15 protein-coding genes are annotated in these 16394 nt (G+C 58.0%); 8 read left to right on the top strand and 7 right to left on the bottom strand.

The window, feature by feature from the left end; genetic code table 11:
• On the top strand, positions 1-613 hold a 613-nt coding region (locus tag M7Q83_RS02840), incomplete at its 5' end, for a zinc ribbon domain-containing protein (RefSeq protein ID WP_298335157.1).
• A gap of 310 nt (positions 614-923) precedes the next feature.
• Here M7Q83_RS02840 and M7Q83_RS02835 read toward each other — a convergent pair.
• The 3 genes from M7Q83_RS02835 to M7Q83_RS02825 all read right to left on the bottom strand — a co-directional run bounded on the left by M7Q83_RS02835 (position 924) and on the right by M7Q83_RS02825 (position 2177).
• Entirely contained in the window at positions 924-1391 is a 468-nt protein-coding gene (locus tag M7Q83_RS02835) for a sterol desaturase family protein (RefSeq protein WP_298335155.1), read from the bottom strand.
• A gap of 136 nt (positions 1392-1527) precedes the next feature.
• A complete protein-coding gene (locus tag M7Q83_RS02830; protein WP_366526363.1) occupies positions 1528-1845 on the bottom strand; it encodes a lycopene cyclase domain-containing protein in 318 nt (105 codons plus the stop codon).
• Positions 1842-2177: a lycopene cyclase domain-containing protein gene (locus tag M7Q83_RS02825; protein WP_298335151.1), complete on the bottom strand. Its 336-nt coding sequence runs from the start codon at positions 2175-2177 to the stop codon at positions 1842-1844. The genes M7Q83_RS02830 and M7Q83_RS02825 overlap by 4 nt, the downstream gene beginning before the upstream one ends.
• Before the next feature lie 229 nt (positions 2178-2406).
• On the opposite strand from M7Q83_RS02825, the gene dxs reads away from it, so the two are divergent.
• Entirely contained in the window at positions 2407-4308 is a 1902-nt protein-coding gene (gene dxs, locus M7Q83_RS02820; RefSeq protein WP_298335149.1) for a 1-deoxy-D-xylulose-5-phosphate synthase, read from the top strand.
• On the opposite strand, the gene M7Q83_RS02815 is transcribed toward dxs, so the two are convergent.
• Positions 4253-4858: an SOS response-associated peptidase family protein gene (locus M7Q83_RS02815; protein WP_298335147.1), complete on the bottom strand. Its 606-nt coding sequence runs from the start codon at positions 4856-4858 to the stop codon at positions 4253-4255. The two genes, dxs and M7Q83_RS02815, sit on opposite strands and share 56 nt — an antisense overlap.
• 369 nt (positions 4859-5227) lie before the next feature.
• Between M7Q83_RS02815 and M7Q83_RS02810 the strand changes: the two genes are divergently transcribed.
• Both M7Q83_RS02810 and M7Q83_RS02805 read left to right on the top strand, forming a co-directional pair.
• Positions 5228-5962: a class I SAM-dependent methyltransferase gene (locus M7Q83_RS02810; protein WP_298335145.1), complete on the top strand. Its 735-nt coding sequence runs from the start codon at positions 5228-5230 to the stop codon at positions 5960-5962.
• A 190-nt stretch (positions 5963-6152) separates the two neighbouring features.
• Positions 6153-7739: an NRAMP family divalent metal transporter gene (locus M7Q83_RS02805; protein ID WP_298335143.1), complete on the top strand. Its 1587-nt coding sequence runs from the start codon at positions 6153-6155 to the stop codon at positions 7737-7739.
• 136 nt (positions 7740-7875) lie between these two features.
• Here M7Q83_RS02805 and M7Q83_RS02800 read toward each other — a convergent pair whose 3' ends face one another.
• Positions 7876-9123 (bottom strand): CBS domain-containing protein, encoded by a 1248-nt coding sequence (locus M7Q83_RS02800; protein WP_298335139.1) that lies wholly within the window; start codon positions 9121-9123, stop codon positions 7876-7878.
• Positions 9124-9488: 365 nt separating this feature from the next.
• On the opposite strand from M7Q83_RS02800, the gene M7Q83_RS02795 reads away from it, so the two are divergent.
• The 4 genes from M7Q83_RS02795 to M7Q83_RS02780 are packed head-to-tail and all read left to right on the top strand — an operon-like array spanning position 9489 to position 12913.
• On the top strand, positions 9489-10046 hold the full coding sequence (locus M7Q83_RS02795; protein WP_298335137.1) for a hypothetical protein: 558 nt from the start codon (positions 9489-9491) through the stop codon (positions 10044-10046).
• A complete protein-coding gene (locus M7Q83_RS02790) occupies positions 10039-11268 on the top strand; it encodes a glycosyltransferase family 4 protein (protein WP_298335136.1) in 1230 nt (409 codons plus the stop codon). The genes M7Q83_RS02795 and M7Q83_RS02790 overlap by 8 nt, the downstream gene beginning before the upstream one ends.
• Positions 11265-11930 carry a class I SAM-dependent methyltransferase gene (locus M7Q83_RS02785; protein WP_298335134.1) on the top strand — a complete coding sequence of 222 codons (666 nt, stop codon included), beginning with the start codon at positions 11265-11267 and terminating at the stop codon, positions 11928-11930. Before M7Q83_RS02790 ends, M7Q83_RS02785 begins: the two co-directional genes overlap by 4 nt.
• Positions 11927-12913 carry a hypothetical protein gene (locus M7Q83_RS02780; RefSeq protein ID WP_298335131.1) on the top strand — a complete coding sequence of 329 codons (987 nt, stop codon included), beginning with the start codon at positions 11927-11929 and terminating at the stop codon, positions 12911-12913. Before M7Q83_RS02785 ends, M7Q83_RS02780 begins: the two co-directional genes overlap by 4 nt.
• On the opposite strand, the gene M7Q83_RS02775 is transcribed toward M7Q83_RS02780, so the two are convergent.
• Positions 12899-13558 (bottom strand): class I SAM-dependent methyltransferase, encoded by a 660-nt coding sequence (locus tag M7Q83_RS02775; protein WP_298335129.1) that lies wholly within the window; start codon positions 13556-13558, stop codon positions 12899-12901. The two genes, M7Q83_RS02780 and M7Q83_RS02775, sit on opposite strands and share 15 nt — an antisense overlap.
• 140 nt (positions 13559-13698) lie before the next feature.
• A complete protein-coding gene (locus M7Q83_RS02770) occupies positions 13699-16392 on the bottom strand; it encodes a M1 family metallopeptidase (RefSeq protein WP_298335127.1) in 2694 nt (897 codons plus the stop codon).
• Positions 16393-16394 lie beyond the last annotated feature (2 nt).

Here is a 16394-nt window from a genome sequence, read left to right as displayed (position 1 = left end):
GTTAAGAGAACTTGACTCAATCCTTGAGCCGTATACCACTGATCTACAAAGACGTGGTATCAGGTTGAAGACCGATCCTTACTACCGACAGTTACAGTCACGCATCACCGGCTACGTCACCAACGAGATTGGGCGACTACTCAACAGTCTTGCTGCGCGTTACGGTGAAGAGTCCGTCCACGAGCTGGTTGTAGAAAAGCTCGATTTTCGTGGTGGCGGACTATCCAAACGAATGAACCGCATACTGACGCGCACAGGAAGGGCTGTTATTAAAGCGCGACTAGCTGCGCTCACCACCAAGCATGGTATCACCGTCACTGAGGTGCCGAGTCCTTGGACAAGCTGTGAATGTTCAGGGTGCGGTTATACCAACAAGAACAACCGCAATAGTGCACGGTTCAAGTGTGGCTTTTGCGGACTAAGACTTCACGCGGACGTGAACGCTGCCCGAGTGATCCTGTCGAGACGTTCTCGACAAACCACGGATCACACTGGCCCACGCTCGCGTAAGAACACCCTCCAACTACTCGACACGAGACACCGGCAACGGTGGGGACTGCCGATAGACGGAGCGGTTCCGGGCATTGCAGGTGCCCCGGAGCAAGCCGCTTAGCGGTCTTGCGAGGCGATGGAATGGACTACCATGAAATCGCTAACTGTGACAGAGAACCATGGTCAACACCGCACCGTTTCCAAAGCCGCCGCTAGGGGTGCAAGGCGCCCGTACTCGGTTCACCCAGCAAGCACCATACCAGCCGTGGTGCACGCTCAGTACAACCATCGGCTTGTTGCGCAGTGTTCGCACTTGTCCCTGATGAGGGTAACGATCCCACCCCGGCGAGAGTAGGTGGGCGAGTGCGTGCGACAGGCGCCCTCAGCCCCGCCGCTGAGATCTTTTTGCCGTCGTGATGGGTGAACCTGTGTTAGGGCTTTACCGAACTCGGGTTCCAGTTTTGTACAACTTCAAGCTCCATCATCGGCCGTAACCGGGCGGGTAGGATTGGAGCGAGCATACCGTAGGGTTCCTCGTTGTACAGATGATGGAGGGCATGAGCATGCTTGAGGTACTCGAGATAGCGTACCTTGGGAATCACCCCAAGCCTCTGGTGGATGTAGAAGTCGTGTACGAAACTGTAGGCGACGCCGTATAGCGTGATGCCGATAGCGATTGGCAGCAAGACTGGGTGTGAGGTCGCAAACCAGAAGAGGACGATCGTAGGTAAGGCAAAACCGATCGGGAAAAGGTCATTCGCCTCGAAGGTCGTCTCGCGGGGGCGATGATGTGAGGCATGAAGCAACCAGGCCGCACCGTGCATGATCGCCCGGTGGGCGAGATAGGCGACTGGCTCCATCACGATGAAGGTAGCGATGAGAATCGCAATAAACGTCATAGGGCTCTCCTTGTGATTGCTTTAATTCTAACACCGTGCTCGCGCTAATTATTCTCCATCCTCAGCCTGGGTAGCTTTCCGGTGGCGGTGGTTGTCTCCAGCAAGGGCTTAACTGGTCACCGGGTCAGGGTGACGGTCACCGGCGGTTACCGGTGGGTTGAACGCGCAGCCAGATGCTGATGGTCAGCAGTGTCAAGGCGAAGCCGTAGGCAAAATCTTCGATCGGAATGGACAGAGGAAAGCGAATCCCGGAGAAGTCGTGGGAGTTATAGATCACAATAGGGCTCGATAGTTTGGTGAGCCAGCCATCGACGGGGATTTGGAAGAGCGCGACGATGATCCAGGCAATCCAGAAGTTCAGAGTCTTGACGGCTTTGGACTTGGTGACCGCGAGGTCGATCGCCACGACGATGATGACAGCTGTGAGTGCCTCAATCGTGTAAAGACCCATCAGGCTCCCCGCCGCCGAAGTCGTGCGATAATCTGGTGGCGATGCTGGACTGTTTCAAAGGTGAGTAGGGCGCAGATCGGAATGACGATAAAGAAGGCGATCTCCTCGATGGGCAGCACGCCGGCGATTTTGATTCCCGTGGTATAGCGACGGGCGTAGGTCCACAATCCCTGCTTGATAGAGAGGGCGTCAAAGAGCGAAAACACAACTGCAACCGGTACGACGGTGGCGAAGAGTCTGAAGGGTTGACGCCAAACGCGAGCACCAAGCACCTCTAGCGGTATGGTAACCACCAGGCAGAGTGCCATCAGGATCAGGTACTGGAGATGTGCCATCGGAACCTTAGCCTAACGCGCCTTGGTGGATTATGGCGACCGGTATGACCGTCTATCGATCTCCTTGTGCATCAGAGGGTGATGATCAGACCAGAAGGGTAAGAGGAGCAAACGCAAAGCGGATGGAATCCTGAAGCCGGGTCTGTGGTTGGCTATGAGAGACGTCTGTTGCGATAGTATTGAGGTAGTTCTTTGCAGCGTCGCAGAGCGGTTGGAGTCGGTACAGCATATGGATTTAGAGAACGTCAAGGGTCCGAGTGATCTTGCGGAGTTGAGCAACGTCGAGCTTGAAGAGCTCGCTCACCAGATTCGACAGAGGATCGTTAGCACGGTCTCGAAAAATGGAGGGCACCTTGGCTCTAACCTGGGGTCGGTTGAGATCACGCTCGCTCTCCACCGTAGTTTTGACTCCCCACGTGATGTTCTCCTCTTCGATACTGGACACCAGGCCTACCCCCACAAGCTTCTCACCGGTCGTAATGCCGACTTCGATTCGTTGCGTCAGCGAGGAGGTCTCTCTGGCTACCCGAACAGGTCAGAGTCCGAACATGATTGGATCGAGAATTCGCACGCTTCCACTGCGTTGAGCTATGCCTACGGCATGGCAGCCGCGTTTCAGTTGGCTGCCGACGATCCCTCGGCGCTGCCGCTCCGAAGGGTAGTAGCTGTCGTGGGTGATGGCGCATTGACGGGTGGGATGGCCTATGAGGCGCTCAACAATATCGGTCATCGTCGTCTTCCCATCATTATCATCTGGAACGATAATGGACGTTCCTACGCGCCGACTATTTCACGGCTCTCATCGTCGCTGACGAAACTACGGCTGAATCCGTCCTACATTCAGGCCCGAAATCGGATCAAGCAAGTCATCACCGATCTTCCAAGGGTGGGCAATCGTGCGGTGAGTTCGCTTGCGAATATGACCTCAGCACTGCGCGAGGCGATCGAGCCAAGGGTCTTCTTCGAGGCGCTCGGTGTGCGTTATACCGGTCCCATCGATGGACACGACATCTCTGAACTCGAGTATGCCCTCGCAGGAGCGAAGGAGTGGAACGGGCCGATCGTCGTCCATGTTCTCACCCAGAAGGGTAAGGGTTACGCACCTGCGGAAGAGGACGAGCTGCAGTGTTTGCATGATCTGAAGGTGCCACAGGTGTTTGCTGACATCGAAGGCGATACCCCAGCCTCCTATACCGAGGCATTCTCCAGGGAACTTGTCCAGATTGGGAAGGAGAATCCGTCTGTCGTCGTTCTCACCGCTGCCATGGGGGGACCGACCGGTCTTCTTCCGTTCGAGGAGGCGTTCCCAAATCGGTTTTTTGACGTTGGTATTGCTGAGCAACACGCGGTGACCTCGGCAGCCGGTATGGCCATGGCAGGGTTGCATCCAGTCGTCGCGATCTATTCCACGTTTATGTCGAGAGCCTTTGATCAGGTGAATCTCGATGTTGGCCTTCATGGTCTTGGCGTGACGTTCGTGATGGATCGTGCCGGAGTGACTGGTGATGATGGTCCGAGCCATCACGGTATTTTTGATCTCGTCCAGATGTTGTCGGTAGCCAACCTTAGCGTTTTTGTGCCCTCCTCGGTTGAGGAACTTCGCGTACAGTTGCGTACGGCTATTGCGCTAGAGGGCCCATCGTCGTTGCGATTTTCAAAGTCGCTCGCCCCTCGAGTGGTGCGCGGAGGTGTTGGTGAGGGTCTCCATGCCAGGGTGGTGCGCGAGGGATCCGGGACTGAGGTGATTCTTGGGATCGGCAAGATGCTGGTGCCAGCCTTGCTGGCCGCCGATCTTCTTGAGGCGGACGGCTATGACGTGGCAGTGATCGATCCCAGGGTGATTAGGCCATGTCCTGCTGAGTTGATCGAGCGGCTTGTCATTGCTCGTCGCGTCATTACCGTCGAGGATGGTCTGATCCACGGAGGCGCTGGTGAGTACATTGCGCAAGCGGTACATCGGATCAATCCCCAGGTGGAGTTCTGTAACCTTGGCATCCCGACTGAGTACCTTCCCCATGGGAATGTAGACAGGCTTCTGACGGAACTAGGCCTTGACGGCCTCGGGATCGCGGGTGCTAGTCGAGCCTTCCTTGCTCAAACAGAGGATTCTGCACGACGCGTCGAGCGCTAGTCGTTCGGGCTGGTGGTTGCAGCGCAGGGACGACTTCGACGGCGATCCGTTCGTGGACTAGCGTCCCGTCGGTGAGCCATTGCGTCGCTCCGAGAGGTCCCATGAGCACCGGCATTCTTGGATGGATCGGCGATACGATCTCATCCGCAGGTTGGGTGAGGATGACAAAGGAATCGCTCGCATCGTCGACAAGGGCAGCCCCAAGAAGCAAAGGTAGGGTCGCTCGTGCCGTGTCTCGACCACGAAAGAGCGTTGACTTTTCGTAGAAGCCATTGAGCGGCACGATGGCTCGACCCCTATGGAGCAGTCGACTGAAGGTGGGGCGCTCTCGCAGCGTCTCAGAACGGGCGTTGAGGACCATTGGTCGTCCCGTCCAGTGGAGACCGAAGCGAGCAAGAAGAACCCCACTTTGCGCAACGACGAGAGCCCTGTCGGTCGGGTGAATCGTCGGGTCGGTGCCAGTCGCTGATGGGGTGACGGTTACGCCGAGTGCAAGGAAGAGTTCCTGGTTCTGAGCTGGACCGATCTGTTGTTCAAACCGTGCACACATACCTCTACCCCTGTCGCTGCGTCTGGGTCAAGGTTAGCCTATGTTGAGGTTCGTGTGTGACCGAGGTGGCAGGGCGCCAGCTAGGCCGACGAGCGTTTCCCCCTGGGGGTCGTTTCATCTGGCGGTGGATTTCATGCGCGGTCCGGGTCGGCATGACGGTCCGCCTGGGTGCGACCACGTTCACTCAGAGTCCGAGGATGGCATGACGCTCACACGAGAGGGTGATGGTAGAGAAACACTGAGCGCTTTGGTTGCCGATTCTCTCTTGTCCCATCCTATCTTGCGCATGTACTACGGTGCAGTGGATGGAGTTCAGATTTGGGCAGGAGAGGACTAAGGGGTCATCCCAACTCGTAGACTGGGGCAACTATGAGCGTCTTCGAGGACCTGACGGTCCGCATCCAACACTACGTTTGGCAACGCAGAGTGGAGTCCTGGGAGCATGAGGCATCGCCCAACCTTGACAAAGTGATCGATGCAGTCCTTGCACAAGCTGCACCCAAGAAATGGATGCGTGTGCTTGACCTTGGTTGTGGGTCGGGGCAAGTAACCCTGCGACTCGCTCCTTCGGTGGCCGAGATTACAGGAGTCGACATCTCGGAACGGATGGTTGCACGTCTGTTGGAACGTGCGCAGGTTGAGGGGTATCACCATGTCAACGGACAGGTCTCAGCGCTTGAGCGTTTAGAGGTCCCCGCTGGCTCTCTCGATCTGATCGTGTCGAACTACGTCTTTCATCACCTCAATGATGATGGCAAAGCACGGGTCGTCCATCTCTGTTACGGTTGGCTCAAACCAGGAGGGCGCCTTGTTGTTGGCGATATGATGTTTGGAAGAGGCGGGACGACAGAGGATCGGCAGGTGATCCTTGAAAAGGTGAAACTTCTCGCTGCCAAGGGAGTTGGCGGCTACTGGCGCATTGCAAAGAATGCCCTGCGTTACTTACTGAGAGTCCAGGAGAAGCCGATCGCTAAGGATCGCTGGATACAGCTCCTGCAGGCAGCTGGATTTACCGGTGTTCACCTCGACAGCGTCGTCAGTGAAGCAGGTGTGGTTGTTGGTGATAAGCCCGGCGTGGCAGGAGACCACGTGCACCGCGACTAGGGTAGTTGCCGTAATGCGTGCAGAATAATCGAATGACAGGCCTTCGGGGCACAGGAGCTTTGGAGAGGAGGTATTGGTGCAATCTGAACCCCCAAGTACCACTCCTCATCTGTTTGCGGATCGCAGTTAGCGGACCGTTTTCTCTTCTCTTCCAAAGTCGCATCTTCCTTAGCAGAAGGAGGTCTCTGTTGTGCAAAACCTCGATCCACGTGTGGATAACGACGAGTCGGCGATTCGTGGTGGCCTTGGCAAGATTACCTTTACCGAACTTCGCTCATCACCCTCGTTCAAACGCAAGTTACTCGCCCTCCTAGCGGTCATCGGCCCCGGCATCATTGTGATGGTGGGCGATAACGATGCAGGGGGGATCACCACCTATGCTCAGGCGGGTCAAGCCTATGGCTACTCGCTGCTATGGCTCATGCCGGTGCTTGTCATTGTCCTTGCCGTCTCCCAGGAGATGGTGGTCCGGTTGGGGGCAGTGACCGGTGTAGGGCATGGAAAGCTCCTCAAGGAGCGCTTTGGTAGGTTCTGGGCCGCGTTTTCCGTGGTTGATCTATTCGTCCTGAACCTGTTAACGCTCATTACTGAGTTCATCGGCGTCCGCTATGCGCTTGGGTATTTTGGAGTCCCTCCTGCGATCGCCGTGACACTGATGGGCATCGTGTTGGTGGCTGCGGTGGCAAGTGGGCGATTCGAACGCTGGGAGCGTTTTATGCTCATTCTCGTCCTCGTGAGCCTTCTCGTGGTGCCGTTAGTGCTGCTCACACCTTGGCACGCGGGAGGTATTGCAACCGGCATGCTGATCCCCGGTGTCAAGGGCGGGATTACCTCGACGGCGACGATCTTCATTATCGGTATTGTGGGGACCACCATCGCCCCTTGGCAGCTGTTCTTCCAGCAGTCGAACGTGGTCGACAAGAGGATCACCCCCCGCTGGATCAAATACGAACGCGCGGATACCTTCCTTGGCTCCATCGTCACGAACGTGGCAGGCGCCTTGGTGATGGTGGCGGCGGCGGCGGTGTTCGTCGGCTTTAAGGTGGGAGCCTTCCAGAATGCGGGAGTCCTTGCTGAGGGGTTCGCCAAGCATGCTGGCTCCATCGCCGGTGTGATCTTTGCGATCATCTTGCTCGAGGCCTCGCTGATCGGGGCCGCAACAGTGACACTCTCGACCTCGTATGCACTCGGCGACCTCTTTGGGGTTGACCAGTCGCTCAATACTCCAGTGCGAGAAGCCAAGGGCTTCTATGCCTCCTACGTGATACTCGTCGCCATCTCGGCCGGTGTGGTACTGATTCCTTCGCTGCCACTGAGCCTGGTCAACCTCGCCGTACAGGTGTTGGCAGGCGTACTGTTGCCGAGTGCGTTGCTCTTTCTCCTTCTGCTCTGTAATGACAAGGGAATCATGGGACCTTGGATCAACCCTCCGTGGTTGAACGTCTTGGCGACCTTTATCGTCTCGCTGCTCTTGCAGTTGTCGCTGATTCTGACCATTGTCACCGTGTTCCCTACCATATCGGTTACGGGGCTGCTTGTGGGAACCTTTATCCCTGTCGTCGCCGTGACGGTTGGGGTGGCCTACTACCAGTTCAAGGTGCGTGAACGAGAAGAGATCGACAAGGCGGCCCGTCTGAGTTGGTCGATGCCTGCAGCTGCCTTGTTGCACCGTCCAGTTCAGTCACGAGGTCGGAGTCTCATTCTTCTCTTTGTTCGGGTGTATCTCATTATCGCTGTCGTGCTGATGGTCGTCAGTTTTTTCCGTCTCGGATCCTGATTGCCTCTGGGCGCTCATGCTGAAGGGGCGCTCGCACTCGTGGGTTACCAGACGATGGTCATGCCGCGATAACGCAGCTGGAGTCGTGCGTGGCCCTCGATCCGGGTAGTACTCTCGCCGTTGATGACGGGAGTCGCTACTCGCTCAGCGCCTCTTGTCGCCGTCGCCAGGCCGGTGCGATAGTTCGTGGGAGGACGTCGTCGACGGTCACCGATCCGAGTAACAGCCCACTGTCATCAACCACCGCCAACGCAGCGAGATTGTAGTCGGCCATCAGCACGGCTACTTCGCTGAGATCCGAGTCGGGTCGCACAACCGGAGGATCTGCTTCGGCGTGCTGGGCGAGGGTATCCTCTGGATTTGCACTGATGAGGGCGGAGATCGGAATCTGGCCAAAGAGACAGCCGGAGTCGTCGGTGAGAAAGATTGACCACAAGTTGTGGGGGAGTGATTCCCGACTCCTGAGGTCGTCACAGGCATGGGCGATGGTGGCACCAGGGTTGAGTGTGATAACGTCGGTGGTCATCAGGCCACCGGCGGACTCTGGATGGTAGTTGAGTAGGCGATTGATCGACTCGCGAGCGGGTTCGGGCACCGCGGCTAGCACGCCTTCGCGTCGTTCCTGGTCGAGACTTAAGAGGAGGTCGACCGCGTCGTCAGGCTCCATCTCGCTGAGCAACTCGCCAACCTCAGCATCCGTCCGATGGCGAATGGCGTCGCGTTGCCTTGCAGGGGCGAGCTCCTCGACTACATCGGCCTCGAACTCAGGATCTGCCTGCAGCGCACCGAGAATCTCTTGACCCTCAACCTCGGACGCTTCCTCAAGGAGGTCTGCGAGCTGGGCGGGGTGGAGCTTACGGATGCTACGTAGTTCAAGACGTTTGCGTGCGCTTGGGACATGACCAACGAGCGGCACGAGGTCAAGCCAGTCGACAAGAGAGTGATCCCTGGCGGATCGCTTCGCCTTGAGCCACCGACTCCGGTGCGCCGTTGCCACATCGATAGAGATCGCTCGCCAAAAGGCCCCCTGGCGGCCGAATCCGACATCCTTTGCCGTGACTAAGCGCGGACGGAGCTTGGATTTCGCCCAGATGAGGTGATGGTTGAGCAGATCGCGCTCGATCAGGATCTCCTGTGGGCGCCGCTCGAACGGAGAGAACTCGGCGAGGGCCTGATTGGTCGAGATCGACTCGTCGGAGAGGTGCTCAAGTTTGTCGCTGGAGATGAAGATGGAGGCGTCGTTGACCGAGACGAGAAATCCAGTGAGGACCGGGTATCTTGACTCTTCAAGCCGTAGGACCGCGTCCTCAACCTTGCCAATCTCTGATCCCTGCACAAAGACGGGATTGCGGACAACCTCGGTAAACCATAGGAGTTGTTCCATTAGATGGTTAAGTGTAGCACCTAGGACCGTAGTTAGGGCAGATTCCTTGACCGGCTGACGAGGCTACCGTCCGGTAAGCTGTGGTTCATGAGATGGTGGGACCCACAACGACTGCTGGGTGCGCCGTTCTTATCTGTTGCGGGTGAGGATGGTGGACGACTGCTTTGGCATCGACCAGCTGGCAAGGGGATGGGAGGTTGACCACCCAACAGCGGATAACGCAATGCGAGCGACCCTACAAATGCCTAGCGAACCAATACCCACCGAGTGGTCATCGCCACCTTGATGCATCAGATGCCTGGTCGACGACGAGAGGCCAAACCTCTGGCTTGATCGCACCCCGAGCGATAGCCCATTGGTGCGCGATGCCTCTCGCCAGCCAGGACGCTCGCAAGAACCAGCTGACCGAGGAGGGACCCGTTAGCGTTGGCATCTCGATCGTCAAATACCTCTTTGCCCCACCGGTTCGTGGCGACCGCCTGGATCGAGGGTGGGATCACCCCCAAAGGGACAGTGTTGCGTGTATCGGTAGGTGCACCCTCGAAGTTGCGCCATCTGCGATACGCAAGCAGGTGGGGTTTGTTCGGGCGGATCCAAGGAGTCGCTACGGAGGCGGCGACGCGCGTGGAGAGTCGACGCTAGAGGTGCCCCAAGGGCCATTGATGCCATCGACAAAGCCCGTTGTTGGCGGTGTGGCGGTAGCTGGCATGCTCCCTACCCATCAGGCCACTGAGAATAGCAAGCGAGTGGTCTTGGCCAGAAAAACCGGGAACAAGGAAGTTCCACCTCCTTTGGGGGCGTGCTCTCTTGCACAACGGAGTAGCGAGAGACGTGTACAAGCGCTGTGCCAGCGTTGGGGGTCTGTTGCTCAAGGTGGCTGGGCGTGCGGGGTTGATGGAGTGGCGCTTGTCGCCCATGGATAACACGTTACGAATCGCCGTTACCCTCTATCGAGGGAATCCCCATTCTGGCGGACAAGGCGTCTATACAGCCTTCCTTACCAGGGAGCTTGCTGCTCTAGGTCATCACGTCGAGGTCTTTTCGGGCCCTCCGTATCCTGAGCTCGATGCGCGAGTCGTGTTGCGTAAGGTGCCTGGTCTTGATCTGCTACGCGAACCGGACCCCTTTCGTATTCCAAGACCCTCTGAATATCGCAGCGTCGAAGACCTGCTAGAGGTGGGGCTGATGAGCATCGGGGCCTTTCCCGATCCAAAGGGTTTCGGGTGGCGCTTGTGGCACCACTTTGACGAGCTACGTCGTGATTTTGATGTGATCCACGATAACCAATCGCTCAACTGGACACTTGCGAAGTTGGCTCGATCGGGCACGCCAGTGCTCGCATCGATTCACCACCCTATCAGTGTCGACCGTCGGCTCGCCCTCGCAGCGGCTTCATCGATGAAGGCACGGGTGGGACTCCGTCGTTTCTACAGTTTTATCCCCATGCAGGTAGCGGTGGCACGAGAGCTGCCGCGCATTCTGACGGTTTCGACCTCATCGGCTGGTGATCTGGCGCGGGAACTGGGAATCGACCGGCGTCGGATCGCGATCGTCCCGATTGGGGTTGACACCGACCTTTACGCCCCCCAACCCGATGTCCATCGGGAGCGGGGGCTGGTCTGCACTACGGCAAGCGCGGACGTCCCTCTCAAGGGGCTGCGGTATCTGATCGAGGCGATCAGTCTCCTGCAAGATACCAGGCTGATCATCATGGGGCCGCATCAGAATTCGACGGAACTGCCCCTGTTGATCGCTCGCTTCGGGCTCCAAGACAGAGTCACGGTGACGGGAGTCCTTTCACGCGAGGAGATGGTCAAGATTTACGCCCGAGCAAGTGTGGCAGTGGTCCCATCACTCTATGAGGGTTTCTCGTTGCCCGCAGTCGAGGCGATGTCCTGTGCAGTCCCGTTAGTCGCTTCACGCGGTGGTGCGCTGCCTGAGGTTGTCGGGGATGCGGGAGCGATGACAACGCCGGGTTCAGCACGTTCGCTTGCCGAGGCGATCGAGTCGGTGCTTGCCTCCGGCGCGGTTGCGTTGGAACGCGGTTTCTACGCCAGAGAGCGAGCCATCGCGAGATTTTCGTGGCGTAGCACGGCTACGGCTACGGTTGGTTACTATCGAGAGCTCTTGAGGTCAAGAGCTTGATTAGTTTTCGCTGGGAGGCGCTCGGCGATGTCCAGGGCACCAAGGTTCTTGACCTCGGTGCTGGAACTGGTCGGCATCTGCGAGCATTGGACGCTCGTGGGGCGTGGGTTGTGGCGGGAGATCTCCGGCCGGAGGTCCATGCGGCATCGGGCGGAGTGGTCCAACTCGATGCGCATCACCTCCCCTTCCGTGATGCTAGCTTTGACCTTGTGGTGGTATCGGAGGTGCTTGAGCACGTTCCAGCGCCTCTTCTCGTTCTCCGCGAGTGTGCACGAATCGTCGGTCCAGGTGGACGGGTCATCGTTTCGGTACCACGCTGTGGCCCCGAGGTGATCAATTGGCTGATCTCACTTGAGTATCACCGCGTCCCTGGTGGCCACATCCACATCTTTACGCGGCACGAGCTGCGAGAGCTCAGCCGCAGGGCGGGAATGACGGTGGAGAGGATGCACCATAGCCATGGACTGCACAGCCCGTATTGGTGGCTTAAGTCCTATGTTGGCGTTGCGCACTCTGGCACGGTCTGGGTTGTGCAACGTTATGAGCGATCGCTGGTACGGGAACTCATGGGCCAATCTCCGTTCTTGACCCGGATGGAGCGTGCGATGAACCCAGTGCTCGGCAAAAGTATCGTGCTGTACCTGAGAGTCGATGACCGATGATCGAGTTCGAGATGACATTGGATGCTATCTGCGCGCTGCAGGACCACCGCGGGATGATTCCATGGGCCGCTGGTCACCATGCGGACCCGTGGAACCACACCGAAGCGGTTATCGCGTTGGCACTTGGTGGTCGGTACCATGCTGCCCGCCGTGGTCTTGGTTGGCTGACGCGCGTGGTCAATCGGGATGGGTCATACTGCCAGTTCTTTACGACGTCAGCCGTGCTTGAGCCACGTATTGATCTCAATAATTGTCTTTATCCAGCGGTTGGAGCCCTCGCATATCTGGTGAGTTCCCGGGATGTCGCTAGCGTCCGTGACTTTGCGATCTCTTTTGATGTGACGGTCGATTTTGTGCTGCGACGACAGCGCAGCGATGGTTCGTTTCCCTGGGCGCTTGCACCGGACCGGACACCACTTGCGGGCTCCTTGCTTGCTGGTTCGTCGGCGATGGTGCTCTCGTTTGAAGCGATTGAGGCGCTTGATACGCTGCTCGGCAGGAATCGCCCACACGTCAAGGAGGCGAGCGCTGCACTCGGCGCCTATATCAGCGACCCTACGAGTCGTTTTCTCGCAAAGGATGCTTGGGCTATGGACGGGTACTATCCGATCCTCGCTGGCGTCCTCGATGACGCTGATGCGAGGCACCGTATGCAGGAGTTCTTGGAGCGACATTATATTTTGGGAGCTGGTGTGCAGGCCATCGCAGGCAGTTCTTGGGTCACCACTGCGGAGACGGCAGAGGCGGCAATGGCCATGATTCGCCTGGGGGATCTGCATCAAGCACGACAGATGCTCGATGATGTTGAGGCCCTACGACGTAGCGATGGCGGTTATCTGACGGGTTGGGTATGGCCCGATCGGGTGAGTTTCCCAGCGGGTGAGGAGAGTGCCTATTCAGCGGCCGCGGTCATCATCGCCCGGTACCTCTTAGGGCTCGGGAGACCTCTAGGGTTGGTCGAGGGCATCTTAGCGCGCGAATGAGGGTGCTGTGGTGCGTCGTAACGCGACGAGAGGTCCACTGCGTTCCGCGAGCGTAAAGCCCGAGTGGAGCGCAGCGGTCATCACCTCAAAGGGTGGGCGACCTCCAAGGCTTGGATCTTCAAAGACGTCGTCGACCACGAGGGTTCCGTCGTCGGCGAGCAGTTCAATGGCACAGAGATAATCGGTCCATGCGGAGAGCGCATCGTGGCCGCCATCGATCATGATCATCGAGAATCCGGGGCGTAGCAGATGCGCGAGCACCTGGCTTGTGGTGACCATGACCGTTACCGAGTCACGTAGCCCAGCGAGTTCGAGTGTGTCCATGAGGACGGTGAGTGAGTCGAGACGTCCATGGACGCTGTCGATGATTGCGGGATCGAAGTAGGGGAACGGGGGCTGCATTTCGATCGATCCTAGATGGCGATCAACGGTAATGAAGTGGCGATGGTGACGTTGCGCGATCGTCCCAATGACTACTGTCGACCGGCCACAGTAGCTCCCAATCTCAAGGAGCGGTCCCCTGGATCTGGCGATCGCGTCTTCGGTGAAGTGGGCGAGAACTGCTAGCTGGTCTGGGGAGAAGTAACCAGGTGCGGTTGACGCAAACGCGAGCGCCAACCGTCGATCCCTATCGTGCTGGTCCAATGCGGCATCCTTATCCAAGGCAGTATCCTGGCTCGTGGGCCTGGTCGGGAACGCATGCGACTGGATCGTCCCTCAGTTGGGCGGTTCCCAACCCTGGTCCGGTCCATCGTCTCACCCATAGCGTTGTCGTGGGGGACTCCCTACGACAAAAATGAATTCAACCGACCTGCATAACGGTCGCGGAAACGCAGATTGACCCGGTAACGCTCCAGTGTTTGCGTGAGCAATCGTTCCCCTGCTGGGAGTTTATGGGTATCGAAGAACGAGAAGATCTGGGCAGAGCGTTGATAGGTGGTCGGCGAAATCAAGGTTGGAAGCGACCCAAAGGCGAGGTCATAGCTGTTTGCGGGCAGCCGCGCAAGGAGGTCATCGAAGTGCGAGAAGGCGAAGTCAAGCCCTAGCTCGGCGACCGCTTCGTTGGCGATCACTCTGTTGAGCACAAAGGCACCATCCTGTGAGCGAATCGAGGTCAAAATCATTGGCAGGAGGCGACTGATCAGCGACGGCTGTCGGAAGTCAGCCAAAGCGAGGAGGTGTCGTCGCTCGTCAAGCGGGTCAAGTGGGTTGCGATAGCGATCCAGCATAAAGGCAAACTCTGAGTCGTCGCCATGTCTGGCGACGGTGGCAAGCACGGCAGAGGCGAGATCACCGCTTGGTCCCCCAACGCCGCTCATCTCTTCGCGGAACCACTGCAGTGCTTGGGCACGGACCTCTGGATCATCGGCGATCGTGCCAAGAGCAGTGAAAGCGACCGAACGTGCGACCTTTGTCAGTGGCGTGTCCGACTCCTTGGGCTCCATGCCGAGAGCTTCGATGACCGGGGTGAAGATCGATCTGGTCAGTTGCACCAGGGTGGCTCGTTCCTCGTCCCTGGCGATACGTTGCAAAAGCCCAAGGGAGGATGAGACGACCTGGAGGACGTTGGGGTCGGTTTCGCTGATGCAATAGGTAAAGAGTTGGATAGCATCGGCGAGGCTTGCCTGGTCAGAGAGAACCATCGCCCAGGTATCTGCGATGAGGTTGAAGCGTTCAAGCATCTGCAGATCGCCGAAGTGTTCGCAGAGTTCAGGGAGTACCTGGGGGGAGTAACGCGTTCGATAGACGCCGATGCCACCGGCGTTGACGATAATCGGACCTCGGTCAGCGTTGATCACGTGGTCTTGTTGGCCGAGGACAGTTCGGTGCTCGCGGCCGTCTAACTCACGGCTCACCACGGGGATCAGCCAACTCGTTCCGATCTCGCCAATGGGATCAGTCTCCTCTCCGAGGAAACGGAAAGGGGTCTGCGAGAGTCGCACGCCACTAGGCAGTGCATCGACGCTCACGAGTGGGTGGCCGCCCTGGAGAATCCAGGTGTTCATCATCTCGGTGACTGGCTCATCACTCGCCTCTTCGAGCGCTTTCCAAAGGTCCTCTGTCTCGGCGTTCGCGTGAAGATGGCTGTTCAGGTACCGTCGCACGCCATTCTTGAAGGTCTCCTCACCGAGGTACTGCTCCATCATCTTGATGACTGAGCATCCCTTCTCGTAAGTGAGCAGATCGAACATGTTTTCCGCGTCTGACGGTGCGATCACTGGAAACTCGATCGGTCGTGTTGAAGGGAGACCGTCGATATTGAGGGCGCCAAGCCGAGCGATGCCAAAGGAGTCCCACTTGTGCCAGTCAGGGTTGAAGGCATCGGAGGCACTTGTCTCCATAAAAGTTGCAAAGGCCTCGTTGAGCCAGATTCCGTTCCACCACTTCATGGTTACTAAGTCGCCAAACCACATGTGTGCGATCTCGTGGCAGACCACATCACAGATACGCTCCAGTTCTGTCTGGCCGGCCCGGGTCTCGTCGACGAGGAGCGCAGTCTCCCTGAAGGTGACGGCGCCAAGATTCTCCATGGCGCCGAAGGCGAAATCGGGGATGGCGAGAAGATCCAGCTTTGGCGCAGGATAGGGTATCTGGAACCAATTCTCGAAGTACGCGATGGCGTGGTTGGCAACACGGATAGCAAAACTGGTGAGCGCCTCCTTGCCCGGCGTGTGAATCACTCGGATCGGCACCCCGTTTGCAACAGTCGGAGCCGTCATGCGCAGATCGCCAACGATGAAGGCGAGTAGATAGGTCGACATCACCATCGTGGTTTCGTAGAGGTGTCTCGTGAAACCCGCAGCCTCACTTGGCTTCGTTTCGTGCTCTGGATAGTTCGAGATGGCCTGCAGCGAGGTCGGTGTCTCCAGTGTGATGGTAAAGGTCGCCTTCATGTCGGGCTCATCAAAGCACGGGAAGGCCTCCCGAGCGCCAGTGGACTCGAACTGCGTGGTCGCCATGTTGTGGGTGACCCCATGCTCGTCGTTGTAGGTGGAGCGGTAGAGACCTGACAGGTCGGCGCGTAGTTTACCAGCGAACTCCAGTTGGATCTCGGCATCAACCCCAGCCGGTAATGGGGTAGCGCATTGGAGCTGGATGATCTCGTGGGCGGGATCGACCGTCACAGACACCGGCTCTCCGTTGAGGCGTGCGGCTGAGATCGTCAGGTCGAGTGCGTTCAACTCGACGGTGGCGGTCCCATCGTTGACGCGCACAGTGATGGTCTCCGCTCCAAAGAAACCCTCTTCGTCGGGGTTGATATGGAGAAAAAGGTCGTAGTGGATTGGCTCGACGGAACGGGTTAAGCGGTATGGGTTATCATCTCTCACCTCAACTACGATAGCCGAGATCCTCGCGAGGGTCGAGCCCAGCACGAGGAAACGTCGTCGATCGGCACGGTTTTTTGCGTCGCAATCATGGTGAGAGGGTGCGATCACGACGCGTACTCTTGGGCTTGCGCGCACTCCCAGGCGAGCCATTG

It is taken from the genome of Ferrimicrobium sp. (assembly GCF_027364955.1).
In the GTDB taxonomy this organism is placed as follows: domain Bacteria; phylum Actinomycetota; class Acidimicrobiia; order Acidimicrobiales; family Acidimicrobiaceae; genus Ferrimicrobium.
The sequence above is the reverse complement of the archived record's forward strand: the minus strand, read 5'-3'. Positions and strand labels throughout refer to the sequence as shown.

Excerpts from the sequence above, each read along its gene's own strand:
- M7Q83_RS02815 (WP_298335147.1), bottom strand. The coding sequence starts at position 4,858 with ATGTGTGCACGGTTTGAACAACAGATCGGTCCAGCTCAGAACCAGGAA.
- M7Q83_RS02810 (WP_298335145.1), top strand. The coding sequence starts at position 5,228 with ATGAGCGTCTTCGAGGACCTGACGGTCCGCATCCAACACTACGTTTGG.
- M7Q83_RS02800 (WP_298335139.1), bottom strand. The coding sequence starts at position 9,123 with ATGGAACAACTCCTATGGTTTACCGAGGTTGTCCGCAATCCCGTCTTT.
- M7Q83_RS02835 (WP_298335155.1), bottom strand. The coding sequence starts at position 1,391 with ATGACGTTTATTGCGATTCTCATCGCTACCTTCATCGTGATGGAGCCA.
- M7Q83_RS02780 (WP_298335131.1), top strand. The coding sequence starts at position 11,927 with ATGATCGAGTTCGAGATGACATTGGATGCTATCTGCGCGCTGCAGGAC.
- M7Q83_RS02795 (WP_298335137.1), top strand. The coding sequence starts at position 9,489 with ATGCCTCTCGCCAGCCAGGACGCTCGCAAGAACCAGCTGACCGAGGAG.
- M7Q83_RS02825 (WP_298335151.1), bottom strand. The coding sequence starts at position 2,177 with ATGGCACATCTCCAGTACCTGATCCTGATGGCACTCTGCCTGGTGGTT.
- dxs (WP_298335149.1), top strand. The coding sequence starts at position 2,407 with ATGGATTTAGAGAACGTCAAGGGTCCGAGTGATCTTGCGGAGTTGAGC.
- M7Q83_RS02790 (WP_298335136.1), top strand. The coding sequence starts at position 10,039 with ATGGATAACACGTTACGAATCGCCGTTACCCTCTATCGAGGGAATCCC.
- M7Q83_RS02770 (WP_298335127.1), bottom strand. The coding sequence starts at position 16,392 with ATGGCTCGCCTGGGAGTGCGCGCAAGCCCAAGAGTACGCGTCGTGATC.